The following is a 20,318-nucleotide window of genomic DNA, read 5'->3' on the forward strand; positions in this document are numbered from 1 at the left end:
TGAAGGCCGGCGGGCACAGCCCCCCGCCCGTGGTCGGGTCAGGCGTACGACAGGCCGTGGCCGACGGGGTACAGCACCCGCGCCGGGTCGTCCGCCCGCTGCACGGGGACGGGCAGCCGGCCCTTGGGCCGTGCCGCGCCCGCGATCACCCGGACCGCGGCCCGGAGTTCGACGTCGGTCCAGGAGTACGCGGCGACGGTCGCCCGCTGCCCGCTCAGGTGGGCGATGTCGTACGGGTTGCGGATCGCGACCGTGACCACGGGCACCCCGGTCGCCACCAGCCGCGCGACGAGCGTGCGTTGCGGGCTGGTCGCCGAGACGTTGTAGGTGCCGACGACGACGACGTCCTTGCCGGCCGCGGCGGCCACCGCCTGCTCGATCTTCGCCGCCGTCGGGGTGACCCCGGTGGACAACGCCGTCGCGGTGAAGCCCAGTTCGGTGAAGGCCGTGGCGAGGGTCGTGGTCGGCGGCCCCGTCGTGCCGGAGGGTGAGGCGGGGTCGGCGCCCACCACGAGGACGTCACCGTGACTGCGGCGGGACAGGGGGAGCAGTCCGCCCTCGTTGAGGAGCAGCGTCGTGGTCGCCTCGGCGATCCGGTCGGCGTGGGCCAGATGCGCGGCGCCGCCGACCGTACGGTTCACGTCGGAGACGCTCACGTACGGCTCCCTGAACAGCCCCAGCTTCGTCTTGAGGCGCAGGATCCGCAGGATCGACGCGTCGAGCCGGGCCTCGGTGAGCTCACCGTCCTCGACCGCTCTGAGGACGGCGTTCCAGGCGATGTCGAGCTTCGGCGGGTTGAGCAGCTGGTCGACGCCGGCCTTGAGCGCGAGGACGGGCACACGCTCGTCGCCGTACTTCGTCCGTACCCCCTCCATGCCGAGCGAGTCGGTCACCACCACACCGTCGTAACCGAGTTGCTCGCGCAGGATGCCGGTCAGGATGGGGCGGGAGAGGGTCGCCGGGTCCTCGCTCGGGTCGAGCGCGGGGACGACGATGTGCGCGGTCATGATCGAGTCGATGCCGGCGGCGATGGCCGACCGGAACGGCGGGGCGTCCAGCTCTGCCCACTGCGCACGGGTGTGGGTGATGGTCGGCAGGCCGTAGTGGCTGTCGACGGCGGTGTCTCCGTGTCCGGGGAAGTGCTTGGACGTGGCGGCGACCCCGGCGCCCTGGTAGCCCTTGACCTGCGCCGCGACGAGGGCGGCGACGGCCTGCGGGTCCGAACCGAAGGAGCGGACGCCGATGACGGGATTGGCGGGGTTGACGTTGACGTCGGCGACCGGCGCGTAGTTCTGCCGGATGCCGACGGCGGCCAGTTCGGCGCCCGCGATCTGCGCGGCCTTACGGGTGTCGGCGTGCGAGCCGCCCGCGCCGAGCGCCATGGCGCCCGGGACGAGGGTGGCGGGCTTGCCGACCCGGCAGACGATGCCGTGTTCCTGGTCGGTGGAGATGAGCAGGGGAAGGGGGGTCGGCTGGGCGAGACCGGCCCGCTGGATGCCGTTGGAGAGCTCGGCGATCTGCCGCGGGTCACGGGTGTTGTGCGCCCAGGCGAAGTAGATGATCCCGCCGACGTGGTAGCGCTCGACGAGCTCGGCGGCCGTGCGGACGCCGATCTCCTTGAGGTTGGCGTCGATGTCGGCCTGGTCGGGGGCGGTCGCGGAGTGGCCGTACACCCGCATGACGAAGAGCTGGCCGACCTTCTCTTCCAGGGACATGCCGGCGATGAGCCGACGGAGCTTCTCGTCGCGGGCCGCGGGTGCGGCGTCGTCGTCGCTGAGGGCGCGAGCGGGTGTGCTGACGCCGGTGACCGCCGCCGCGGCTGCGGCGGCGGTGACGGTGAGGAGGGTGCGTCTGGAGGTGGCGCGGTGGTGCACTGATGCTCCTTCCGGCCGTGCGGGGTTGAAGGAAACTTCCAAGGTGCCACGGATAGCCCGAAAGTAACTGCCAGGTCAAGCATCTGGGCAGGATCCGCGGCGCGCCGGGCGGAGGCGGACGGGGCGTCAGCCGGCCGCGGACACCGAGGGCCAGAGCTCCTGGAGCGTGCGGACGGTCCCCGTGATCGAGGGACGCCGGGCCGCTCCCGTGCGCCACAGGGCGCGCAGCCGGCGCATCGGCACTGGGTCCAGACGGACGGGTGTCACCTCGGGCGGCAGCGGCCCCCGGCCCAGGCGCGGCACGAGCGCGATACCGAGACCGGCCGCGACCAGGGCGACCTGCGTGGGGTTCTCCTCCGCCTGATGGACGATGCGCGGCTCGTACCCGGTCGCCCGGAGGGTCCGTATCAGCCAGTCGTGGCACACCGTGCCCGGCGGCTGCGAGATCCACCGCTCGTCCGCCAGCTCCTCCCGCCGTACCGACTCCCGTCCCGACAGCGGGTGATCGCGCGGGACGAGGATGTCGCACAGGTCGTCGCCGATGACCGCCTGCTCCACGCCCGGTGGGGTCGCCATCGGTGCGATGTCCCAGTCGTGCGCGACGGCCAGGTCGATCACGCCGCGCGAGACCAGCTCGATCGAGACGTGCGGGTCCACCTCGGTGAGCCGGGCGTCGAGGGAGGGGTGACGCCGGGCCAGTTCGGCCAGCACCCGGGGCATGAGCCCGCGCGCCGCGCTCGCGAAGCAGCCGATCGCCAGACGTCCGGCGGGCAGCCCGCGCCGCTCCTCCAGGCGCACCTCCGCCTCCTCGACGAGGGACAGCAACTTCTCTGCCGTCGCCGCGAGTTGGTGTGCCTCGTCGGTGAGCCGGACTCCGCGCCCCCGGCGTTCGAGCAGCGTCGTGCGGGTCTCCCGCTCCAGCTTGGCGATCTGCTGGGAGACGGCGGACGGGGTGTAGCCGAGCGCGGCGGCCGCCGCGCCCACGGTCCCGTGGACGGCGACGGCGTGGAGGGCCCGCAGGCGCCCGAGGTCGAGCACGGAGCACTCCTCAAGGGGGCGAAGAGGTTGGATGAAGCATTGCTTCATCCAACCATGAAGGAATCCGTGCTGGTGCTACACGGTCCGGGGCGAGATGCTCGCTCGCATGCGCCCCGCCCACATCGCCCTCGCCGCGCTCGTCGCCGCGGTCTGGGGAGTCAACTTCGTCGTCATCGAGATCGGCCTCGACCACTTCCCGCCCCTGCTCTTCTCCGCCCTCCGCTTCCTCGTCGCCGCCCTCCCCGCCGTCTTCCTCGTCGGCCGTCCCACGGTGGCCTGGAAGTGGATCCTGGCCGTCGGTCTCGTCCTCGGCGTCGCCAAGTTCGGCCTGCTCTTCACCGGCATGGACCTGGGAGCACCGGCCGGGCTCTCCTCCCTGATCCTCCAGGTCCAGGCCGTCTTCACGGCCCTGTTCGCCTTCGTCGCGCTCGGGGAACGGCCGGGGAGGGTGAAGATCGCCGGCATGGCGGTGGCGCTCGCGGGCATCGCCGTCGCGGCGGCCGACGAAGGCGCTTCGGGCCCGCTCGCCGGCTTCGTGCTCTGCGTCGCGGCAGCGGCCTGCTGGGGCGTCTCCAACGTCCTGACCCGCAAGGCATCCCCGCCCGACGCCCTCAACTTCATGGTGTGGGTCAGCACCGTCCCCGTACTGCCGCTGCTCGCCCTGTCGTTCGTCCTGGAGGGGCCGGAGCGGGACCTGGCCGCGCTGCGGGGGCTCGACTGGACCGGCGTGGGCGTCATCGTCTACGTCGCGTGGATCACGACCGTCTTCGGCTTCGGCGCCTGGGGCCTGCTCCTGCGCCGCTACCCCGCCTCCTCCGTCGCCCCCTTCTCCCTCCTGGTCCCCGTCTTCGGGATGTCCTCGGCGGCCCTGTTCCTGAACGAGACCGTCAGCCCGCTGCGCTGGTGCGCGGCGGCGCTGCTGGTCGGGGGCGTTGCGCTGACCTCCCTGACGCCGGGCGGCGGGAGACGGGCGGGCGGGCGAGCGGACGGCCGGGCGACGGCGTACCGTGCCGGTCCCGACGCCCACCCGGCCCGGGAGGCCCAGGTCCCGCCGGTGGTGCCGCGTCCTGGGCGGCCCTCCGTGTGACGTCGCTTCCTGCGGTAGCGGTCGCGGGCTCAGCTCCGTGGAGGCGCCGTCGAGTCCCTGACCATCAGCTCCGCCGGGATCGTCGTCACGCCCCCGGGCGGGGCCTCCTCCGTCGCCATCGCCAGGCGGCCCGCGCGGGCGCCCGCCTCGTGGAGGGGGAGGCGTACCGTCGTCAGGGCGGGGACCGCGTCGACCGAGAACGGCAGGTCGTCGAAGCCCGCCACCGACACGTCCCCCGGAATGCTCAGCCCCCGGTCCCGCAGCGCCGCGCACGCGCCCAGCGCGACCGTGTCGTTCGCCGCCACGATCGCCGTCAGGGACGGCTCCCTGCGCAGCAGTTCGAGCGTCGCGTCGTACCCCGCTCCCCGGTCGTACGCGCCGTGCACCGTCAGCGTCTCCTGACCGTCGGCCAGACCAGCCGCCGCCATCGCCTCCCGGTGTCCCTCCAGCCGGTGCCGAGTCGTCGTCCGGTCCGCGGGCCCCGCCGCGTAACCGATCCGCCGGTGCCCGAGCGACAGCAGGTGCTCGGTGAGCCGCCGCGCCCCGGACCGGTTGTCGAAGGTGAGTGCCGCGACGCTCGCGTCCCCCGGTACCGGAGGCCGTCCACACAACACGACCCGGGTGCCCGCGTCCGCCAGCTTCGTGAGCTTGGAGGCGACCGCCGCCATGTGCTCCTCGTCCTCCAGCGACCCGCCGGTGAGGATCACCGCGGCCGCCCGCTGGCGCTGCAGCAGCGTGAGATAGGTCAGCTCGCGCTCGGGCGAGCCACCCGTGTTGCAGACCACGGCCAGTTTCTCGCCGCCCGCCCGCCCCGACGCACCTTCACCTATCGCGCTCTGCGCCGCCCCCGCCATGATCCCGAAGAAGGGGTCGGCGATGTCGTTGACGAGGATGCCGACCAGGTCGGAGGTGGCCGCGGCGAGCGAGCTCGCGGGCCCGTTCAGCACGTAGTCCAGCTCGTCGACCGCCCGCAGCACCCGCTCCCGCGTCGACGCGGCGACGGGGTAGTTGCCGTTCAGGACGCGCGAGACCGTCGCCGGGGAGACCCGGGCCCGCGCGGCCACATCCGCCAGCGTGACTGTCATCGCGTACCTCCGGGAGAGTCGGGCCGCCCCCTTGTCCGGGGTGTTGTCGGCAGGCTAGCGTCATTCCCAGTAGAAAGCGCTTTCTGTCATCTCGGCCGGAGGCGCGCATCGCCCATGGAGGGAACTTCGTGACACGCAGGACAGTCCGCATCGCCATGAACGGCGTCACCGGACGGATGGGATACCGCCAGCACCTCGTCCGCTCGATCCTCGCCCTGCGCGAACAGGGCGGCCTCGACCTCGGCAACGGCGAGACCCTCTGGCCCGAGCCCGTCCTCGTCGGCCGCCGCGAGCACGCCCTGCGCGCCCTCGCCGAGCGCCACGGCCTCACCGAGTGGTCCACCGACCTCGACGCCGTCCTCGCCGACGAGACGATCGACCTCTACTTCGACGCCCAGGTCACCTCCGCCCGCGTGGAGGCGATCAAGAAGGCCGTCGCCGCCGGCAAGCACGTCTACACCGAGAAGCCCACCGCCACCGACCTCGAAGGCGCCCTGGAGCTGGCCCGCCTCGCCGAGGCCGCCGGCATCAAGCACGGCGTCGTCCAGGACAAGATCTTCCTGCCGGGCCTGCTGAAGCTGAAGCGCCTCATCGACGGTGGCTTCTTCGGCCAGATCCTCTCCGTGCGCGGGGAGTTCGGCTACTGGGTCTTCGAGGGCGACTGGCAGGACGCCCAGCGCCCCAGCTGGAACTACCGCGCCGAGGACGGCGGCGGCATCGTCGTCGACATGTTCCCGCACTGGGAGTACGTCCTCCACGAGCTCTTCGGCCGGGTCACCGGCGTCACCGCCCAGGTCGCCACCCACATCCCCCAGCGCTGGGACGAGCAGGGCAAGCCCTACGGAGCCACCGCCGACGACGCCGCGTACGGCATCTTCCAGCTGGAGGGCGGAATCGTCGCCCAGATCAACTCCTCCTGGGCGGTCCGCGTCCACCGCGAAGAACTGGTCGAGTTCCAGGTCGACGGCACCCACGGCTCGGCCGTCGCCGGCCTGCGCGGCTGCCGCGTCCAGCACCGCTCGGCCACCCCGAAGCCCGTCTGGAACCCGGACATCCCGGTCGCCGAGTCCTTCCGCGACCAGTGGCAGGAGGTGCCGGACAACGCCGAGTTCGACAACGGCTTCAAGGCGCAGTGGGAGCTCTTCCTCCGGCACGTCGTGCTGGACGAGCCGTACCACTGGGACCTGCTCGCGGGCGCGCGCGGTGTGCAGCTGGCCGAGCTGGGGCTGCGGTCCTCGGCCGAGGGCCGCCGCCTGGAGGTCCCGGAGATCGCGCTGTGATCCGCCTGCCGAACGCCGGGGGAGGGGTACGGGAGTACACCCCGCGCCCCGCACCGGACCCCGAGCCCTCCGAGAGCACCGCTCTGACTTCCCGTACGGTCTTCTCCGCCGCCCACGTGGTCGCCGACCCGTACGCCGACACCACCCCCGACTCGCCCGCCGCCGTCGACTGGGACGCGACCCTCGCCTTCCGTCGCCACCTCTGGTCGCACGGCCTCGGCGTCGCGGAGGCCATGGACACCGCGCAGCGCGGGATGGGCCTGGACTGGGCCGGAGCGGCCGAACTGATCCGCCGCTCGGCGGCCGAGGCCAAGGCCGTCGGCGGCCGGATCGCCTGCGGCGTCGGCACCGACCAACTCCCGGGCCCGGCCGACCTGAAGACGGTCCGCCAGGCGTACGAGGAGCAGCTCGCCCTCGTCGAGGAGACCGGCTCCCAGGCCATCCTCATGGCGTCCCGCGCCCTCGCGGCCGCCGCCAAAAGCCCTGACGACTATCTCGACACGTACACCCATCTCCTGCGCCAGGCGTCCGAGCCGGTGATCCTGCACTGGCTGGGCCCGATGTTCGACCCGGCGCTGGAGGGCTACTGGGGCTCCGCCGACCTCGACACCGCGACCGACACCTTCCTGGAGGTCATCGCGGCCCACCCGGACAAGGTCGACGGCATCAAGGTCTCGCTGCTGGACGCCCAGCGCGAGATCGACCTGCGCCGCCGCCTCCCCGAGGGCGTGCGCTGCTACACGGGTGACGACTTCAACTATCCGGAGCTGATCGCGGGGGAGGAGCCGGCGGCGGGAGGACGCTTCAGCCATGCCCTGCTCGGCATATTCGACCCGCTGGGTCCGCTGGCGGCACGGGCGGTCCGGAAGCTGGACACCGGCGACACCGAGGGGTTCCGCAAGATCCTCGACCCGACGGTGGAGCTCTCCCGCCACCTCTTCCAGCCCCCGACGCGCTTCTACAAGACGGGTGTCGTCCTGCTCGCCTGGCTGGCGGGCCACCAGGACCACTTCGCGATGGCCGGCGGTCTGCAGTCGGCGCGCTCGCTGCCGCACCTGGCGCGGGCGTACGAACTGGCCGACGGCCTCGGCCTGTTCCCCGACCCGGAGCTCGCGGAGTCCCGGATGCGGTCCCTGCTCACGGTGTACGGAGTCCCCCGGTGAACCCCCTCTCCCGCTTCAGCGTCAACCAGATGACGGTGAAGCAGCTGTCCCTGCCGGAGCTGGTGGAGCAGTGCGCACGGCTCGGCGTCCCCGGCATCGGCCTGTGGCGCGAGCCGGTCCAGGCGTACGGGCTCGAGGCCACGGCCAAGCTCGTCCGCGACGCCGGGCTGACCGTCACCACCCTGTGCCGGGGCGGTTTCTTCACCACCGCGTCCTCGCTGGACGACAACCGCGCCGCGATCGACGAGGCGGCGGCGCTCGGCACCGACACCCTCGTCCTGGTCTCAGGCGGCCTCGCCCCGGGCAGCCGCGACCTGGCGGCCGCCCGAGCCCGGATCACCGAGTCGATCGCCGAGCTCGCGCCGTACGCGGGGGAGCGGGACGTACGGCTGGCGATCGAACCGCTGCACCCGATGTACGCCTCGGACCGCTGTGCGGTCTCCACCCTGGACCAGGCTCTGGAGATCGCCGGACACTTCCCGGCGGAGCAGGTCGGCGTGACCGTCGACACCTACCACATCTGGTGGGACGACCGAGCCCCGGCGGCGGTGGCCCGGGCGGGCGCGGCCGGCCGCATCCACACCTTCCAACTGGCCGACTGGACCACCCCTCTGCCGGCCGGCGTCCTCAACGGACGGGGCCAATTGGGCGACGGGGTGATCGACCTGCGGGGGTGGTGCGACCTGGTGGACGGAGCCGGGTACACGGGCCCGATCGAGGTGGAGCTGTTCAACGACGAGCTGTGGGGGAGGGAGGGCGCGGAGGTACTGGAGGAGACGCTGGCGCGGTATCTGGCGGTGTGAGGGGGAGGCGAAGGCAGTGAGGGGCCGGGGCGCGCGTGCGGGTGCCGTGGCCCGTCCTACTTCTTCGCGCCTCCGCCGAGGACGTCACCGAGGCCGCCGCCCTTCTCGGTGGTCGCCCGCTTCGTGAGTACCGCCAGGACCACCGGCACCAGCGTCTCGACCGCCCGGCTCACCGCGGCCGGCGGCAGCCCCGTCTTCTTGGCGACGACGTCCGCCGCCGGCCGCGCCAGCTTCCGGAGAACTCCGGCCATGAGCCCGCCGCCCACCAGCCCTCCGAACGCGGCCACGCCCTGGAGGGGAGGCTCGGAGGTCGTCACCTCGTCGACGGCCTGGCGCACCTCGTCGGCGCTCGCGGGTTCGGCCGCCGCCCGCCGCAACTCACCCGACAGCGCGTCCGCCGAACTCCCGACGACCTCCTGAGCCCTGGCCGCGTCCGTGCCGAGCACCCCGGCGATCTCCCGAAGCCTGTCGTCGCCGAGTTCACGCAGCACGTCCTGCTGAAACGAAGATTCGTCACTCATGCCGGAAACGCTACGGTCCCGGCCGAGCCCCGGCATGTCGGGCGAAGCCGGTTCGGCCTTGAGCCCGCGGCGCTTTCCACAGGGCCCGCCCCGCTGTCCGACCCCTTCGCTACCTTCGGTGCATGTCCAACCAGGGTCAGGCACAGGGGCGGGCGCAGGCACCGGCTCCGGCAGCGGCACAGGCACCGCGCCAGGCAGTCGTCGAAGGTGTCCTCGAGCGGATCACGTATGCCAACGAGGAGACCGGCTACACGGTGGCCCGGGTCGACACCGGCCGGGGCGCCGGGGATCTGCTCACCGTCGTCGGCTCGTTGCTCGGGGCGCAGCCCGGTGAGTCGCTGCGCATGGAGGGGCGCTGGGGCTCCCACCCGCAGTACGGCAAGCAGTTCACGGTCGAGAACTACACGACCGTCCTGCCCGCCACCATCCAGGGCATACGCCGCTACCTCGGCTCGGGCCTCATCAAGGGCATCGGCCCGAAGATCGCCGAGCGGATCGTCGAGCACTTCGGCACCGACACCCTCGACGTCATCGAGCAGGCGCCCGAGCGGCTCGTCGAGGTCCCCGGGCTCGGGCCGAAGCGGACCCGGCTGATCGGAGCGGCCTGGGAGGAGCAGAAGGCGATCAAGGAGGTGATGGTCTTCCTCCAGGGCGTCGGCGTCTCCACCTCCATCGCGGTGCGGATCTACAAGAAGTACGGCGACGCCTCGATCTCCGTCGTGCGCAACCAGCCCTACCGGCTGGCCGCCGACGTCTGGGGCATCGGCTTCCTCACGGCCGACAAGATCGCTCAGGCCGTCGGCATCCCGCACGACAGCCCGGACCGGGTCAAGGCCGGACTCCAGTACGCCCTCTCGCAGTCCACCGACCAGGGGCACTGCTTCCTGCCCGAGGAACGGCTGATCGCCGACGCGGTCAAGCTGCTGCAGGTCGACACGGGCCTGGTCATCGAGTGCCTCGCCGCGCTCGCCGAGGATCCCGAGGGCGTCGTACGGGAGCGTGTCCCCGGTCCCGAGGGGCAGCCGGTCACGGCCGTCTATCTGATCCCGTTCCACCGCGCCGAGCTTTCCCTCGCCGCCCAGCTCACCCGCCTCCTGCGCACGGAGGAGGACCGGATGCCGGCCTTCCGGGACGTCGCCTGGGACAAGGCCCTGGCATGGCTCGCCGACCGGACGGGGGCATCGCTCGCGCCCGAGCAGGAGGAGGCCGTGCGGCTGGCGCTGACCCGCAAGGTCGCCGTGCTGACCGGCGGGCCCGGCTGCGGGAAGTCGTTCACGGTCCGCTCGATCGTGGAGCTGGCCCGGGCCAAGAAGGCCAAGGTGGTCCTCGCCGCGCCCACCGGCCGGGCCGCGAAACGGCTGGCGGAACTGACGGGAGCCGAGGCCTCCACCGTCCACCGCCTCCTGGAGCTCAAGCCGGGCGGGGACGCGGCGTACGACCGGGACCGCCCCCTGGAGGCCGACCTGGTCGTGGTGGACGAGGCGTCCATGCTCGACCTGCTGCTCGCCAACAAGCTGGTGAAGGCCGTGGCACCGGGTGCCCACCTGCTCCTGGTCGGGGACGTGGACCAGCTGCCCTCGGTGGGGGCCGGGGAGGTGCTCGGCGACCTGCTGGCTCCGGACAGCCCGGTGCCGGCCGTCCGGCTGACCCGGATCTTCCGGCAGGCGCAGCAGTCGGGGGTGGTCACCAACGCCCACCGGATCAACGCCGGTCTCGCACCCGTCACCACAGGTCTGCCGGACTTCTTCCTCTTCGCGGAGGACGAGACCGAGGACGCGGCGCGGGTCACCGTCGAGGTCGCGGCGCGACGGATTCCCGCCAAGTTCGGTCTCGATCCGCGCCGGGATGTTCAGGTCCTGGCGCCCATGCACCGGGGCCCGGCGGGCGCCGGCGCGCTCAACGGGCTCCTCCAGCAGGCCGTCACCCCGGCCCGCCCCGACGTCCCGGAGAAGCGGTTCGGCGGCCGGGTCTTCCGTGTCGGCGACAAGGTGACCCAGATCCGGAACAACTACGAGAAGGGCGCCAACGGCGTCTTCAACGGCACGGTCGGCGTCGTGACCTCGCTGGACACCGTCGAGCAGCGGCTGACCGTACGGACCGACGAGGACGAGGAGGTGCCGTACGACTTCGACGAGCTGGACGAACTGGCCCATGCCTACGCGGTGACCATCCACCGCTCGCAGGGCAGCGAGTACCCGGCAGTGGTGATCCCGGTCACCAACAGCGCCTGGATGATGCTCCAGCGGAACCTGCTCTACACGGCCGTCACCCGGGCCCGGAAGCTGGTGGTCCTGGTCGGCTCCCGCAAGGCGATCGCCCAGGCCGTCCGTACGGTCTCGGCGGGCAGACGGTTCACCGCGCTGGCCCATCGGCTCGCGGGAGTCGGCGGGCACTCGGGCGTGTGAAAGAGCACCCCGGACTTCCGGAAGCGGGGCGAAGGGGGCAAGATGAGCAGGTTGGCGGCACTGAGTGCCGCCACATGGCCCAATGGTCGACCCCGAGTGCACTCTCCTGAGCCAAATGGGGGATGGTAGAGACAGTCAGGGCACCTCGAAGAAGAGGCACTACGTCGGTGAGGGATGACGTGAGCGACAACTCTGTAGTACTGCGGTACGCGGACGGTGAATACACCTACCCGGTGGTCGAGAGCACCGTCGGCGACAAGGGCTTCGACATCGGGAAGCTCCGAGCCCAGACCGGTCTGGTCACCCTGGACAGCGGATACGGCAACACCGCCGCCTATAAATCCGCCATCACCTACCTGGACGGCGAGCAGGGCATTCTGCGGTACCGCGGTTACCCCATCGAGCAGCTGGCCGAGCGCTCCACCTTCCTCGAGGTGGCGTACCTGCTGATCAACGGTGAGCTTCCGAAGGTCGACGAGCTGTCCACCTTCAAGAACGAGATCACCCAGCACACGCTGCTGCACGAGGACGTCAAGCGCTTCTTCGACGGCTTCCCGCGTGACGCCCACCCGATGGCGATGCTCTCCTCGGTGGTCTCCGCGCTGTCCACGTTCTACCAGGACAGCCACAACCCGTTCGACGAGAAGCAGCGTCACCTCTCCACGATCCGGCTGCTCGCCAAGCTGCCGACGATCGCGGCGTACGCCTACAAGAAGTCGATCGGTCACCCCTTCGTCTACCCGCGCAACGACCTCGGGTACGTCGAGAACTTCCTGCGCATGACCTTCTCGGTCCCGGCGCAGGAGTACGAGCTCGACCCGGTCGTGGTCTCCGCGCTCGACAAGCTGCTGATCCTGCACGCGGACCACGAGCAGAACTGTTCGACGTCCACCGTGCGTCTGGTCGGCTCCTCGCAGGCGAACATGTTCGCCTCGATCTCCGCCGGCATCTCGGCCCTGTGGGGCCCCCTGCACGGTGGCGCCAACCAGTCGGTCCTGGAGATGCTGGAGGGCATCCAGGCCAACGGCGGCGACGTCGACTCCTTCATCAGCAAGGTGAAGAACAAGGAGGACGGCGTCCGCCTGATGGGCTTCGGCCACCGGGTGTACAAGTCCTTCGACCCCCGCGCCAAGATCATCAAGGCTGCGGCGCACGACGTCCTCTCGGCCCTCGGCAAGTCCGACGAGCTGCTGGACATCGCGCTCAAGCTGGAGGAGCACGCCCTCTCCGACGACTACTTCGTCTCGCGCAACCTGTACCCGAACGTGGACTTCTACACGGGTCTGATCTACCGCGCGATGGGCTTCCCGACCGAGATGTTCACCGTGCTCTTCGCGCTCGGCCGCCTCCCGGGCTGGATCGCCCAGTGGCACGAGATGATCAAGGAGCCGGGTTCCCGCATCGGCCGCCCGCGCCAGATCTACACCGGCGAGGTCCTGCGCGACTTCGTCCCCGTCGAGAGCCGCTGAACCTCGGCGCATCGCGGCGCGTGCCGCCGCGGTGCGGCCCGGGCCGCCCGGGACCGCTGAGCCCAACGAAAAGCGCCCCGCTTCCGATCCCCCCACGGGTCGGCGAGCGGGGCGCTTCCCATATCCCCGGTGCGGATTCCCCCCACGGGATCCGGGCCGGGCGTCTGCCGTGTCAGCAGAAGCTCAGTGGGCTACGCGGTCTGCCGGGGTACGTACGTACGGGAGGGCCGCTCAAAGCTCCCCGGTGCACGTGCCCCGGCCAACGCTTGCCTGGGACGTCCCCCAAGACATCCCGTGAACGTCCCCCAAGACGTTCTTGGCATCGCCCACTTAGACTCGCGAACGGCCCGAATGGTTACCCCCAAATATCTGTGATCTAGGTCTCTTTGTGAAGGTCCTGTGCGTCACGTGTAGGTGAATTCAGGTGAATCGCCGAAGCCGCAGGCTGTTGGACACGACGAAAACGGACGAAAAGGCCATGGCCAGGCCCGCGATCATCGGGTTGAGGAGTCCCGCGGCGGCGAGGGGAAGGGCGGCGAGGTTGTAGCCGAACGCCCAGCCGAGGTTGCCCTTGATCGTCGCCAGCGTCCGGCGGGAGAGGCGGATGGCGTCCGCGGCGACCCGGAGGTCCCCGCGCACCAGCGTCAGGTCGCCCGCCTCGATGGCGGCGTCCGTGCCGGTCCCCATGGCCAGGCCCAGATCGGCGGTGGCGAGCGCGGCCGCGTCGTTCACGCCGTCGCCGACCATCGCGACCGTCCGGCCCTCCGCCTGCAGTCGCCTCACCACGGCGGCCTTCTCCCGCGGCAGCACCTCGGCGAAGACCCGGTCCGCGTCGATGCCGACCTCGGCCGCCACCGTCTCGGCCACGGCCCGCCCGTCGCCGGTCAGCAGGACCGGCGTCAGACCGAGGGCCCGCAGCCGGGCGACCGCCTCGGCGCTGGTCTCCTTGACCGCGTCGGCGACCGTCAGCAACCCGCGGACCCGGCCGTCCCAGGCGACCTGGACGGCCCCCGGCTCAGGTGCCGAGGCGGTCTCGATCCCTTCGGCCTTCAGCAGGGCCGGGCGACCGACCAGGACCCGGTGCCCGTCGACCGAGCCGCGCACGCCGAGCCCCGGCACGTTCTCGAAGGACGTCGGCACGGGCAGCTCCGCCACCGGCAGCCCGAGCCGCTCGGCGGCGCCGGTCGTGACCGCCCGGGCCACCGGATGCTCGGAGGCGTGCTCCAGGGCGCCGGCGAGCCGCAGCAGCTCGGCCTCGTCCTCCCCCTCGTACACGTACACCTTCGACAGCGTCATCCGGCCGGTGGTGACCGTGCCCGTCTTGTCGAGGACGACGGTGTCGACGCGGCGGGTGGACTCCAGGACCTCCGGGCCCTTGATCAGGATGCCGAGCTGCGCGCCGCGGCCGGTGCCGACCAGGAGGGCGGTCGGAGTGGCGAGGCCGAGGGCGCAGGGACAGGCGATGATCAGGACGGCGACGGCGGCCGTGAACGCGGCCGTCGTGTCGTCCGTCGCGAGCAGCCAGGTCACCAGGGTGCCGAGCGCGATCAGCAGCACCACGGGTACGAAGACGGCGGAGATCCGGTCCGCGAGGCGCTGGACCCGTGCCTTGCCGTTCTGCGCGTCCTCGACCAGCTTCGCCATCCGCGCGAGCTGGGTGTCCGCGCCGACCCGGGTGGCCTCCACGACGAGACGTCCGGAGGTGTTGACGCACCCGCCCGTCACGGCGTCCCCGGCCGCCACGTCGACCGGCAGCGACTCGCCGGTGAGCAGGGCGGCGTCGACGGCGGAGGCGCCTTCGGTGACGGTGCCGTCGGTCGCGATCTTCTCGCCGGGCCGTACGACGAAGAGGTCGCCGGTCCGCAGGGCGGCGACCGGGATCCGTACCTCGGCGCCTCCCCTCAGCACCGCCACGTCCTTGGCGCCCAGCTCCATCAGCGCGCGCAGCGCGGAGCCGGCCTTCCGCTTGGCGCGGGCCTCCAGGTAGCGGCCGAGGAGGATGAAGGTGACGACCCCGGCCGCCACCTCCAGGTAGATCGTGGCGGCGCCGTCGGCGCGGCCGGCGGTGAGGCCGAAGCCGTGGCGCATGCCGGGCATGCCGGCGCTGCCGAGGAACAGGGCCCACAGCGACCAGCCGAAGGCGGCCAGGGTGCCGACCGAGACGAGGGTGTCCATGGTGGCCGCCCCGTGCCGGAGGTTGGCCCAGGTGGCGCGGTGGAAGGGCAGCCCGCCCCAGATCACGACGGGTGCGGCGAGAGTGAGCGAGAGCCACTGCCAGTTCTCGAACTGGAGGGCGGGGATCATGGCCAGGAGGACGACGGGGGCGGAGAGGACCGCGGAGACGGTCAGGCGCTGCCGTAGGGAGTCGAGCTTGGGATCCCGCTCGGACGGTTCCCCGGTCGGCGGCTCGGTGCGCGGCTCGTGTTCCGGCTCAGGCTCGGAGGTTGCCGGCAGCGGCTCGGGCTCCGGTGGCGGGGGCTTCTCGGCGGTGTAGCCGGTCTTGACGACCGTCGCGATCAGATCGTCGATCCCTACCTCGGCCACGTACTCGATCCGCGCCTTCTCCGTCGCGTAGTTGACGGTGGCCGTGACGCCGTCCATGCGGTTGAGCTTCTTCTCGACGCGGGCGGCGCAGGAGGCGCAGGTCATCCCGCCGATGGTCAGCTCGGTGGTGAGGACGGGCGCCGGGGCGGCGGTGGAGCTGGAGGTCATGTGCGGTTCCAAAGGAGAGCGGGGCCGTACCGTCGTAACGGTACGGCCCCCGCCGGGTATGCCGGAGGCAGGCTCAGGCCTGGCCGACCAGCTCGTAGCCGGCCTCGTCGACGGCGGCGCGGACGGCGGCCTCGTCGAGCGGGGCCTGCGAGACCACGGTGACCTGGCCGGTGGCGGCGACGGCCTTGACGGAGGAGACGCCGGCGATCTCGGAGATCTCGCTCGTGACCGCTCCCTCACAGTGCCCGCAGGTCATGCCCTTGACCTGGTAGACGGTGGTGACGCCGTCCTGCCGGGCCTCGGCCGCGCTGTCCTGGCACGAGCCGGTCGACGAGCAGCAGCTGCCGGTGACCTGGGGCAGTTCGGTCTTCGTCTCGGCGCTCATGACGGTCTCCTCTTCGCGGGTGGTGCTGGTTCAGGGTCGTACTGACTCGTACTGAAGCACAGGGTATACCCCTAGGGGGTATGAATTCCACTGTCGCCCCGGCCGGTGCCGCGCGAAGTCCGCGCGAGCTGGGTCGCCGTTCCGGGGCGCGGGCCGGGCGGAGGGGGAGTCAGGGGCGCGGGGGTGGCTCCGGGGCGCCCGCGGCATCGCCGACGACCGGGTCGAGGTAGCGCACGAGAACCCTCTTCAGCTCGACGATCGTGGCCTCCCGCTCGGGCCCCTCCGGGGCGGCGAGGACCAGGGCGAGGCCGCCCTTGAAGACCGCGAAGGTCATGTCGGCGATGCGGGCCCGCTCGTCGGACGGGATGTCCGGCACGTAGTGGCCGATCAGATCCCCGACCCGGGCGAGCAGCGAGGCGTGCAGCTCGTCGTGCTCCTCCGCGATGCGGCCCGGGATCTCGGAACCGTGCATCAGGGCGAGGAAGACGGGGTTCTGGCAATTGAACTCGATCAGCGGGTCGACGACCGCGTCGATCAGGTCGGGCAGCGGCAGTTCGAAGTTCTCCGGCGTGAACGCCTGGCCGTGGGCCTCGCGCATCTCGTGCATGAGGCGGCCGCCGAGTTCGACGGCGATGGCCTCCTTGTTCGGGAAGTACTGGTAGAGCGTGCCGGGCGAGACGCTCGCCTCGCGGGCGATCGCGTTGGTGCTGGCCGCGGTGTAGCCGGTCGTGCAGAAGACGTTCGCGGCGGCCTGGAGCAGCTGCGCGATGCGGCGCTCGCCGCGGGCCTGGCGGCGGCGCGGCTTGGGCTCGGCGAATCCCTCGGACATGGCTGTCCCCAGCTTTCATGAACGCGGTTGACAAACACGAGACATCGCTCGCATTCTTGAGAAACGCGAGTGATCACTCGTGTTTGCCAGTCTATGGCAAAGGGCGACCCATGCGGCCTGCCGGGAAGCGAGCGCATGGGTCATGGTGAAGGGGACACCGCGTCATGGCCGAAGTCAAGAATTCAGGGCCCGCCCGGGGCGGGGGGTGGACGCGGTTCGTCACGGCCAGGCCACGCCTGTCACTGCTGGCCGCTCTCGTGATCACCGCACTCGCCGTCTTCGCCGGCAGCGGGGTCGCGGATCGGATGGGCAGCGGCGGCTGGGAGGACCCGGACGCCGAATCCACCTTCGCGACCCAGGTCCTGGAGCGGGAGTTCCCCGCCTCCCAGCCCAATCTGCTCCTCCTCGTCGACGCGGGCACGGCCGGGGTCGACGCCCCCGCCGTCGTCGCGGAGGCGCGCCGGATCGCCGAGCGTCTCGACGCGGAGCCGGGGGTGAGCGGCGTCGGCTCCTACTGGGGGACGGGATCTCCCGCCCTGCGGTCCGAGGACGGCCGGCAGGCCGTGATCGCCGCCCGCGTCGAGGGCGAGGAAAGGGCGGCCGGCGAGCTGCTCCAGAAGATCGCCCCCGAGTACCGCGGCACGCACGGACCGGTCGAGGTGTCCGTCGGCGGCCCCCTGGCGGTACGGCACGAGATGCAGACGATCATCCAGGAGGACCTCCTGCGGGCCGAACTGATCGCCCTGCCGGTGACCCTCGTCCTGCTCGTCATGGTCTTCGGCAGCGCGGTCGCGGCCCTCCTGCCGCTGGGCATCGGGATCGTGGCCATCCTCGGGACCAACGCGGTGCTGCGCGGAATCACCGAACTCACCGATGTCTCCGTCTTCGCCCAGAACCTCACGACCGCCCTCGGACTCGGCCTCGCGATCGACTACGCGCTGTTCGTGGTCCGCCGCTTCCGCGAGGAGCTGGCCTCGGGAGCCGACACCCGCACGGCCGTGGGGACCACCCTGCGCACGGCCGGGCGGACCGTGCTCTTCTCCGCGCTGACGGTGGCCGTCTCACTCGCCGCGATGCTCGTCTTCCCGCAGTACTTCCTGCGCTCCTTCGCCTACGCGGGAATCGCGGTGGTCCTGCTCGCCGCGGCGGCCGCGCTGATCCTGCTGCCCGCGGCGCTGATGCTGCTCGGAGAGCGGGTCAACTCCTTCGACCTGCGACGCCTCTTCACCCGGCGCCGATCCAGCGAGCGGTCCGAGGGGGGCGCGAAGACGGACAGGGACGCGAAGGCCGACGCCGGGAGCGGTGCCGGCTGGGCGCGTACGGCCGCGCTGGTGATGCGGCGGGCCCCTGTCTTCGCCGTGGCCACCTCCGCCGGACTCGTGCTCCTGGGCCTGCCCTTCCTCGGCGTGACGTTCGGTACGGCCGACGACCGGCAGCTGCCGGTCACGGCGGAGTCCCGGGTGGTCCAGGACCAGCTGCGGGACGGCTTCCCCGGCAACCCGGGCGGCGGGCTCACCGTGCTCGCCGAGGGCTCCGCCACACCGGCCCAGTACGCCGACTACCGCGAGCGGATCGAGGCGCTGGACGGAATCGCCCAGGTGGAAGGGCCGGTGACCTCGGGCAGCGGACCCGAAGCCGCAGCCGGGGACGGCTCCGGGACGTACGCCTACTTCGTCGTGGTGCCGGAGGGCGAGGCCGTCGGCACGACCGCCCAGAGCGCGGTGGGGGAAGTGCGCGCCCAGGAAGCCCCGTTCGACACCTCGGTGACCGGCGCGGCCGCCGTCCTGGTGGACTCCAAGGACGCCATAGCCGACCGACTGCCCTGGGCGGTGGGGATCATCGTCGTGGCCACCCTCATTCTGGTCTTCCTGCTCACCGGCAGCGTGCTGATACCCCTCCAGGCCGTCGTCCTGAACGCCCTCAGCCTCACGGCGATGTTCGGCGCGGTCGTCTGGGTCTTCCAGGAAGGCCATCTTTCCGGGCTGCTCGGCTTCACCCCCACCGGTGACATAGAGACGACCCTCCCCGTGCTGATGTTCTGCGTCGCCTTCGGGCTCTCCATGGACTACGGAGTGTTCCTGCTCTCCCGGATCAAGGAGGAGTACGACGCCACGGGCGACCACGAGCACTCCGTCCGGTACGGGCTGCGCCACACCGGCGGGCTCATCACCGCCGCCGCCGTGATCCTCGCCGTCGTGATGGTGGCGATCGGCACCTCCCGGGTCACCAACACCAAGATGCTGGGCCTCGGCGTCGCGCTCGCCGTGCTGATGGACGCGATGGTGGTGCGCAGCCTCCTCGTCCCGTCCGTGATGAAGCTGACCGGGCGCCTCACCTGGTGGGCCCCGGGACCGCTGCGCCGCTTCCACGACCGCTTCGGGATCAGCGAGGGCGGCACGGAGACCGCCGTCCCGGCGCTGCCCGACCGGGACGCCATGGAGCCCGCCCGGGACAAGGAGCCGGTCGGGGGTTAGGTTCGAAGGCCGGACAGAGGTACGGCGGTGGAGGGCGGGGCATGAAAGCGGTGGTGTTCGAGCGGTACGGACAGGACGCGGAGGTACGGGAGGTTCCGGACCCCGCTCCCTCCGCCCACGGTGTGGTCGTCCGGGTCGAGGCGACCGGGCTCTGCCGCAGCGACTGGCACGGCTGGATGGGACACGACCCCGACATCGCCCTGCCACACGTGCCCGGGCACGAACTCGCCGGTGTGGTGGAGGCGGTGGGCGCGGACGTGGGCCGGTGGAAGACCGGCGACCGCGTCACGGTGCCGTTCGTCTGCGCCTGCGGGAGCTGTCCGTCCTGTGCGGCCGGCGACCAGCAGGTGTGCGAGCGGCAGACCCAGCCCGGCTTCACCCACTGGGGCTCCTTCGCCGAGTACGTGGCCCTGGAGCACGCGGACGTGAACCTGGTCGCGGTGCCGGACGAGCTGTCCTATGCGACGGCGGCCGGGCTCGGCTGCCGGTTCGCGACCGCGTTCCGGGCGGTCGTCGCCCAGGGGCGGGTGGCGGCCGGCGAGTGGGTGGCGGTGCACGGGTGCGGGGGTGTCGGACTCTCGGCCGTGATGATCGCGGCGGCCTGCGGGGCGCGCGTGGTAGCCGTCGACGTGGCGCCCCGCGCCCTGGAGCTGGCCCGGGCCTTCGGGGCGGCGGCGTGTGTCGACGCCTCCGTCCTGGCGGGGACGCCTGGCGGGACGCCGGACGCCGTGAGGGAGTTGACCGGCGGGGGAGCCCATCTCTCGATCGACGCCCTGGGGTCCCCGCTCACCTGCGCCGCCTCGGTGGAGAGCCTGCGGAGCAGGGGACGCCACGTCCAGGTCGGACTGCTGCCCACGGCCGCCGGTGATCCCGTCGTGCCGATGGCCCGGGTGATCGGTCTCGAACTGGAGATCCTCGGCAGCCACGGCATGGCCGCGCACGCCTACGGCCCGATGATGGAGATGGTCCGCGCGGGCAGCCTGCGCCCCGACCGGCTCGTCACCTCCACCATCCCGCTGGCGGCGGCCCCCGCCGCACTGGCGGCGATGGGGTCGACGCCCGGATCAGGTGTGACGGTCATTCACCCCTGGGCCTGAAAGCCCCCGGCCCTCCGGGGCGGGTGGCCGGGCTCCTGGCTCCGGCCCCGGGCATGCCGAGGGCCCCGCGCCAGGGGAGCCGCGGGGCCCGGGGGA

15 protein-coding genes are annotated in these 20,318 nt (G+C 71.9%); 8 read left to right on the forward strand and 7 right to left on the reverse strand.

Going from position 1 to position 20,318, the window contains the following annotated elements; genetic code table 11:
- Positions 1 to 38: 38 nt before the first annotated feature.
- Together IE136_RS20330 and IE136_RS20335 are read right to left on the reverse strand one after the other, a co-directional pair.
- Entirely contained in the window at positions 39 to 1,874 is a 1,836-nt protein-coding gene (locus IE136_RS20330; protein ID WP_189601031.1) for a glycoside hydrolase family 3 protein, read from the reverse strand.
- Positions 1,875 to 2,000: 126 nt separating this feature from the next.
- On the reverse strand, positions 2,001 to 2,912 hold the full coding sequence (locus IE136_RS20335) for a LysR family transcriptional regulator (protein ID WP_189601032.1): 912 nt from the start codon (positions 2,910 to 2,912) through the stop codon (positions 2,001 to 2,003).
- Between the two features lie 106 nt (positions 2,913 to 3,018).
- Here IE136_RS20335 and IE136_RS20340 point away from each other — a divergent pair, with 106 nt between their 5' ends.
- Positions 3,019 to 3,999 (forward strand): EamA family transporter, encoded by a 981-nt coding sequence (locus IE136_RS20340; RefSeq protein WP_229818976.1) that lies wholly within the window; start codon positions 3,019 to 3,021, stop codon positions 3,997 to 3,999.
- Positions 4,000 to 4,028: 29 nt separating this feature from the next.
- On the opposite strand, the gene IE136_RS20345 is transcribed toward IE136_RS20340, so the two are convergent.
- Positions 4,029 to 5,084: a LacI family DNA-binding transcriptional regulator gene (locus IE136_RS20345; RefSeq protein WP_189601033.1), complete on the reverse strand. Its 1,056-nt coding sequence runs from the start codon at positions 5,082 to 5,084 to the stop codon at positions 4,029 to 4,031.
- Positions 5,085 to 5,212: 128 nt separating this feature from the next.
- On the opposite strand from IE136_RS20345, the gene IE136_RS20350 reads away from it, so the two are divergent.
- Genes IE136_RS20350 through IE136_RS20360 form a run of 3 tightly spaced genes read left to right on the forward strand, consistent with a single transcriptional unit; the run spans position 5,213 to position 8,330 of the window.
- Positions 5,213 to 6,364 (forward strand): Gfo/Idh/MocA family protein, encoded by a 1,152-nt coding sequence (locus IE136_RS20350; protein WP_158987500.1) that lies wholly within the window; start codon positions 5,213 to 5,215, stop codon positions 6,362 to 6,364.
- Positions 6,361 to 7,527, forward strand: a complete 1,167-nt coding sequence (locus IE136_RS20355) for a dihydrodipicolinate synthase family protein (protein WP_158987498.1) — start codon at positions 6,361 to 6,363, stop codon at positions 7,525 to 7,527. The genes IE136_RS20350 and IE136_RS20355 overlap by 4 nt, the downstream gene beginning before the upstream one ends.
- Positions 7,524 to 8,330, forward strand: coding sequence for a sugar phosphate isomerase/epimerase family protein (locus IE136_RS20360; protein ID WP_229818977.1), 807 nt, complete (start codon positions 7,524 to 7,526; stop codon positions 8,328 to 8,330). The genes IE136_RS20355 and IE136_RS20360 overlap by 4 nt, the downstream gene beginning before the upstream one ends.
- Positions 8,331 to 8,386: 56 nt before the next feature.
- Here the strand turns inward: IE136_RS20360 and IE136_RS20365 are convergent, their stop codons facing one another.
- Entirely contained in the window at positions 8,387 to 8,851 is a 465-nt protein-coding gene (locus IE136_RS20365) for a DUF937 domain-containing protein (protein WP_158987496.1), read from the reverse strand.
- Between the two features lie 122 nt (positions 8,852 to 8,973).
- On the opposite strand from IE136_RS20365, the gene recD2 reads away from it, so the two are divergent.
- Complete coding sequence (recD2, locus tag IE136_RS20370; protein WP_229818978.1) at positions 8,974 to 11,256, forward strand: SF1B family DNA helicase RecD2; 2,283 nt, start codon at positions 8,974 to 8,976, stop codon at positions 11,254 to 11,256.
- A 179-nt stretch (positions 11,257 to 11,435) separates the two neighbouring features.
- A complete protein-coding gene (locus tag IE136_RS20375; protein ID WP_158987494.1) occupies positions 11,436 to 12,725 on the forward strand; it encodes a citrate synthase in 1,290 nt (429 codons plus the stop codon).
- A 420-nt stretch (positions 12,726 to 13,145) separates the two neighbouring features.
- Here the strand turns inward: IE136_RS20375 and IE136_RS20380 are convergent, their stop codons facing one another.
- From IE136_RS20380 to IE136_RS20390, 3 genes are all read right to left on the reverse strand, one after another.
- Positions 13,146 to 15,437, reverse strand: coding sequence for a heavy metal translocating P-type ATPase (locus IE136_RS20380; RefSeq protein WP_158987492.1), 2,292 nt, complete (start codon positions 15,435 to 15,437; stop codon positions 13,146 to 13,148).
- Between the two features lie 73 nt (positions 15,438 to 15,510).
- Positions 15,511 to 15,822 (reverse strand): heavy-metal-associated domain-containing protein, encoded by a 312-nt coding sequence (locus tag IE136_RS20385; RefSeq protein WP_158987490.1) that lies wholly within the window; start codon positions 15,820 to 15,822, stop codon positions 15,511 to 15,513.
- Between the two features lie 169 nt (positions 15,823 to 15,991).
- Positions 15,992 to 16,651, reverse strand: a complete 660-nt coding sequence (locus tag IE136_RS20390; protein ID WP_189601034.1) for a TetR/AcrR family transcriptional regulator — start codon at positions 16,649 to 16,651, stop codon at positions 15,992 to 15,994.
- 164 nt (positions 16,652 to 16,815) lie between these two features.
- Between IE136_RS20390 and IE136_RS20395 the strand changes: the two genes are divergently transcribed.
- Both IE136_RS20395 and IE136_RS20400 read left to right on the forward strand, forming a co-directional pair.
- Positions 16,816 to 19,125 carry an MMPL family transporter gene (locus IE136_RS20395; RefSeq protein WP_189601035.1) on the forward strand — a complete coding sequence of 770 codons (2,310 nt, stop codon included), beginning with the start codon at positions 16,816 to 16,818 and terminating at the stop codon, positions 19,123 to 19,125.
- Positions 19,126 to 19,166: 41 nt separating this feature from the next.
- The gene (locus IE136_RS20400; RefSeq protein ID WP_158987484.1) at positions 19,167 to 20,222 is read left to right on the forward strand and encodes a zinc-dependent alcohol dehydrogenase family protein; all 1,056 of its coding nucleotides are present in this window, start codon (positions 19,167 to 19,169) and stop codon (positions 20,220 to 20,222) included.
- Positions 20,223 to 20,318 lie beyond the last annotated feature (96 nt).

The organism is Streptomyces lateritius, assembly GCF_014649715.1.
In the GTDB taxonomy this organism is placed as follows: domain Bacteria; phylum Actinomycetota; class Actinomycetes; order Streptomycetales; family Streptomycetaceae; genus Streptomyces; species Streptomyces lateritius.

What these genes read in the sequence shown, in the direction of transcription:
- IE136_RS20340 (WP_229818976.1), top strand. Translation starts at nt 3,019, where the DNA reads ATGCGCCCCGCCCACATCGCCCTCGCCGCGCTCGTCGCCGCGGTCTGG.
- IE136_RS20345 (WP_189601033.1), bottom strand. Translation starts at nt 5,084, where the DNA reads ATGACAGTCACGCTGGCGGATGTGGCCGCGCGGGCCCGGGTCTCCCCG.
- IE136_RS20365 (WP_158987496.1), bottom strand. Translation starts at nt 8,851, where the DNA reads ATGAGTGACGAATCTTCGTTTCAGCAGGACGTGCTGCGTGAACTCGGC.
- recD2 (WP_229818978.1), top strand. Translation starts at nt 8,974, where the DNA reads ATGTCCAACCAGGGTCAGGCACAGGGGCGGGCGCAGGCACCGGCTCCG.
- IE136_RS20380 (WP_158987492.1), bottom strand. Translation starts at nt 15,437, where the DNA reads ATGACCTCCAGCTCCACCGCCGCCCCGGCGCCCGTCCTCACCACCGAG.
- IE136_RS20385 (WP_158987490.1), bottom strand. Translation starts at nt 15,822, where the DNA reads ATGAGCGCCGAGACGAAGACCGAACTGCCCCAGGTCACCGGCAGCTGC.
- IE136_RS20390 (WP_189601034.1), bottom strand. Translation starts at nt 16,651, where the DNA reads ATGTCCGAGGGATTCGCCGAGCCCAAGCCGCGCCGCCGCCAGGCCCGC.
- IE136_RS20395 (WP_189601035.1), top strand. Translation starts at nt 16,816, where the DNA reads ATGGCCGAAGTCAAGAATTCAGGGCCCGCCCGGGGCGGGGGGTGGACG.
- IE136_RS20400 (WP_158987484.1), top strand. Translation starts at nt 19,167, where the DNA reads ATGAAAGCGGTGGTGTTCGAGCGGTACGGACAGGACGCGGAGGTACGG.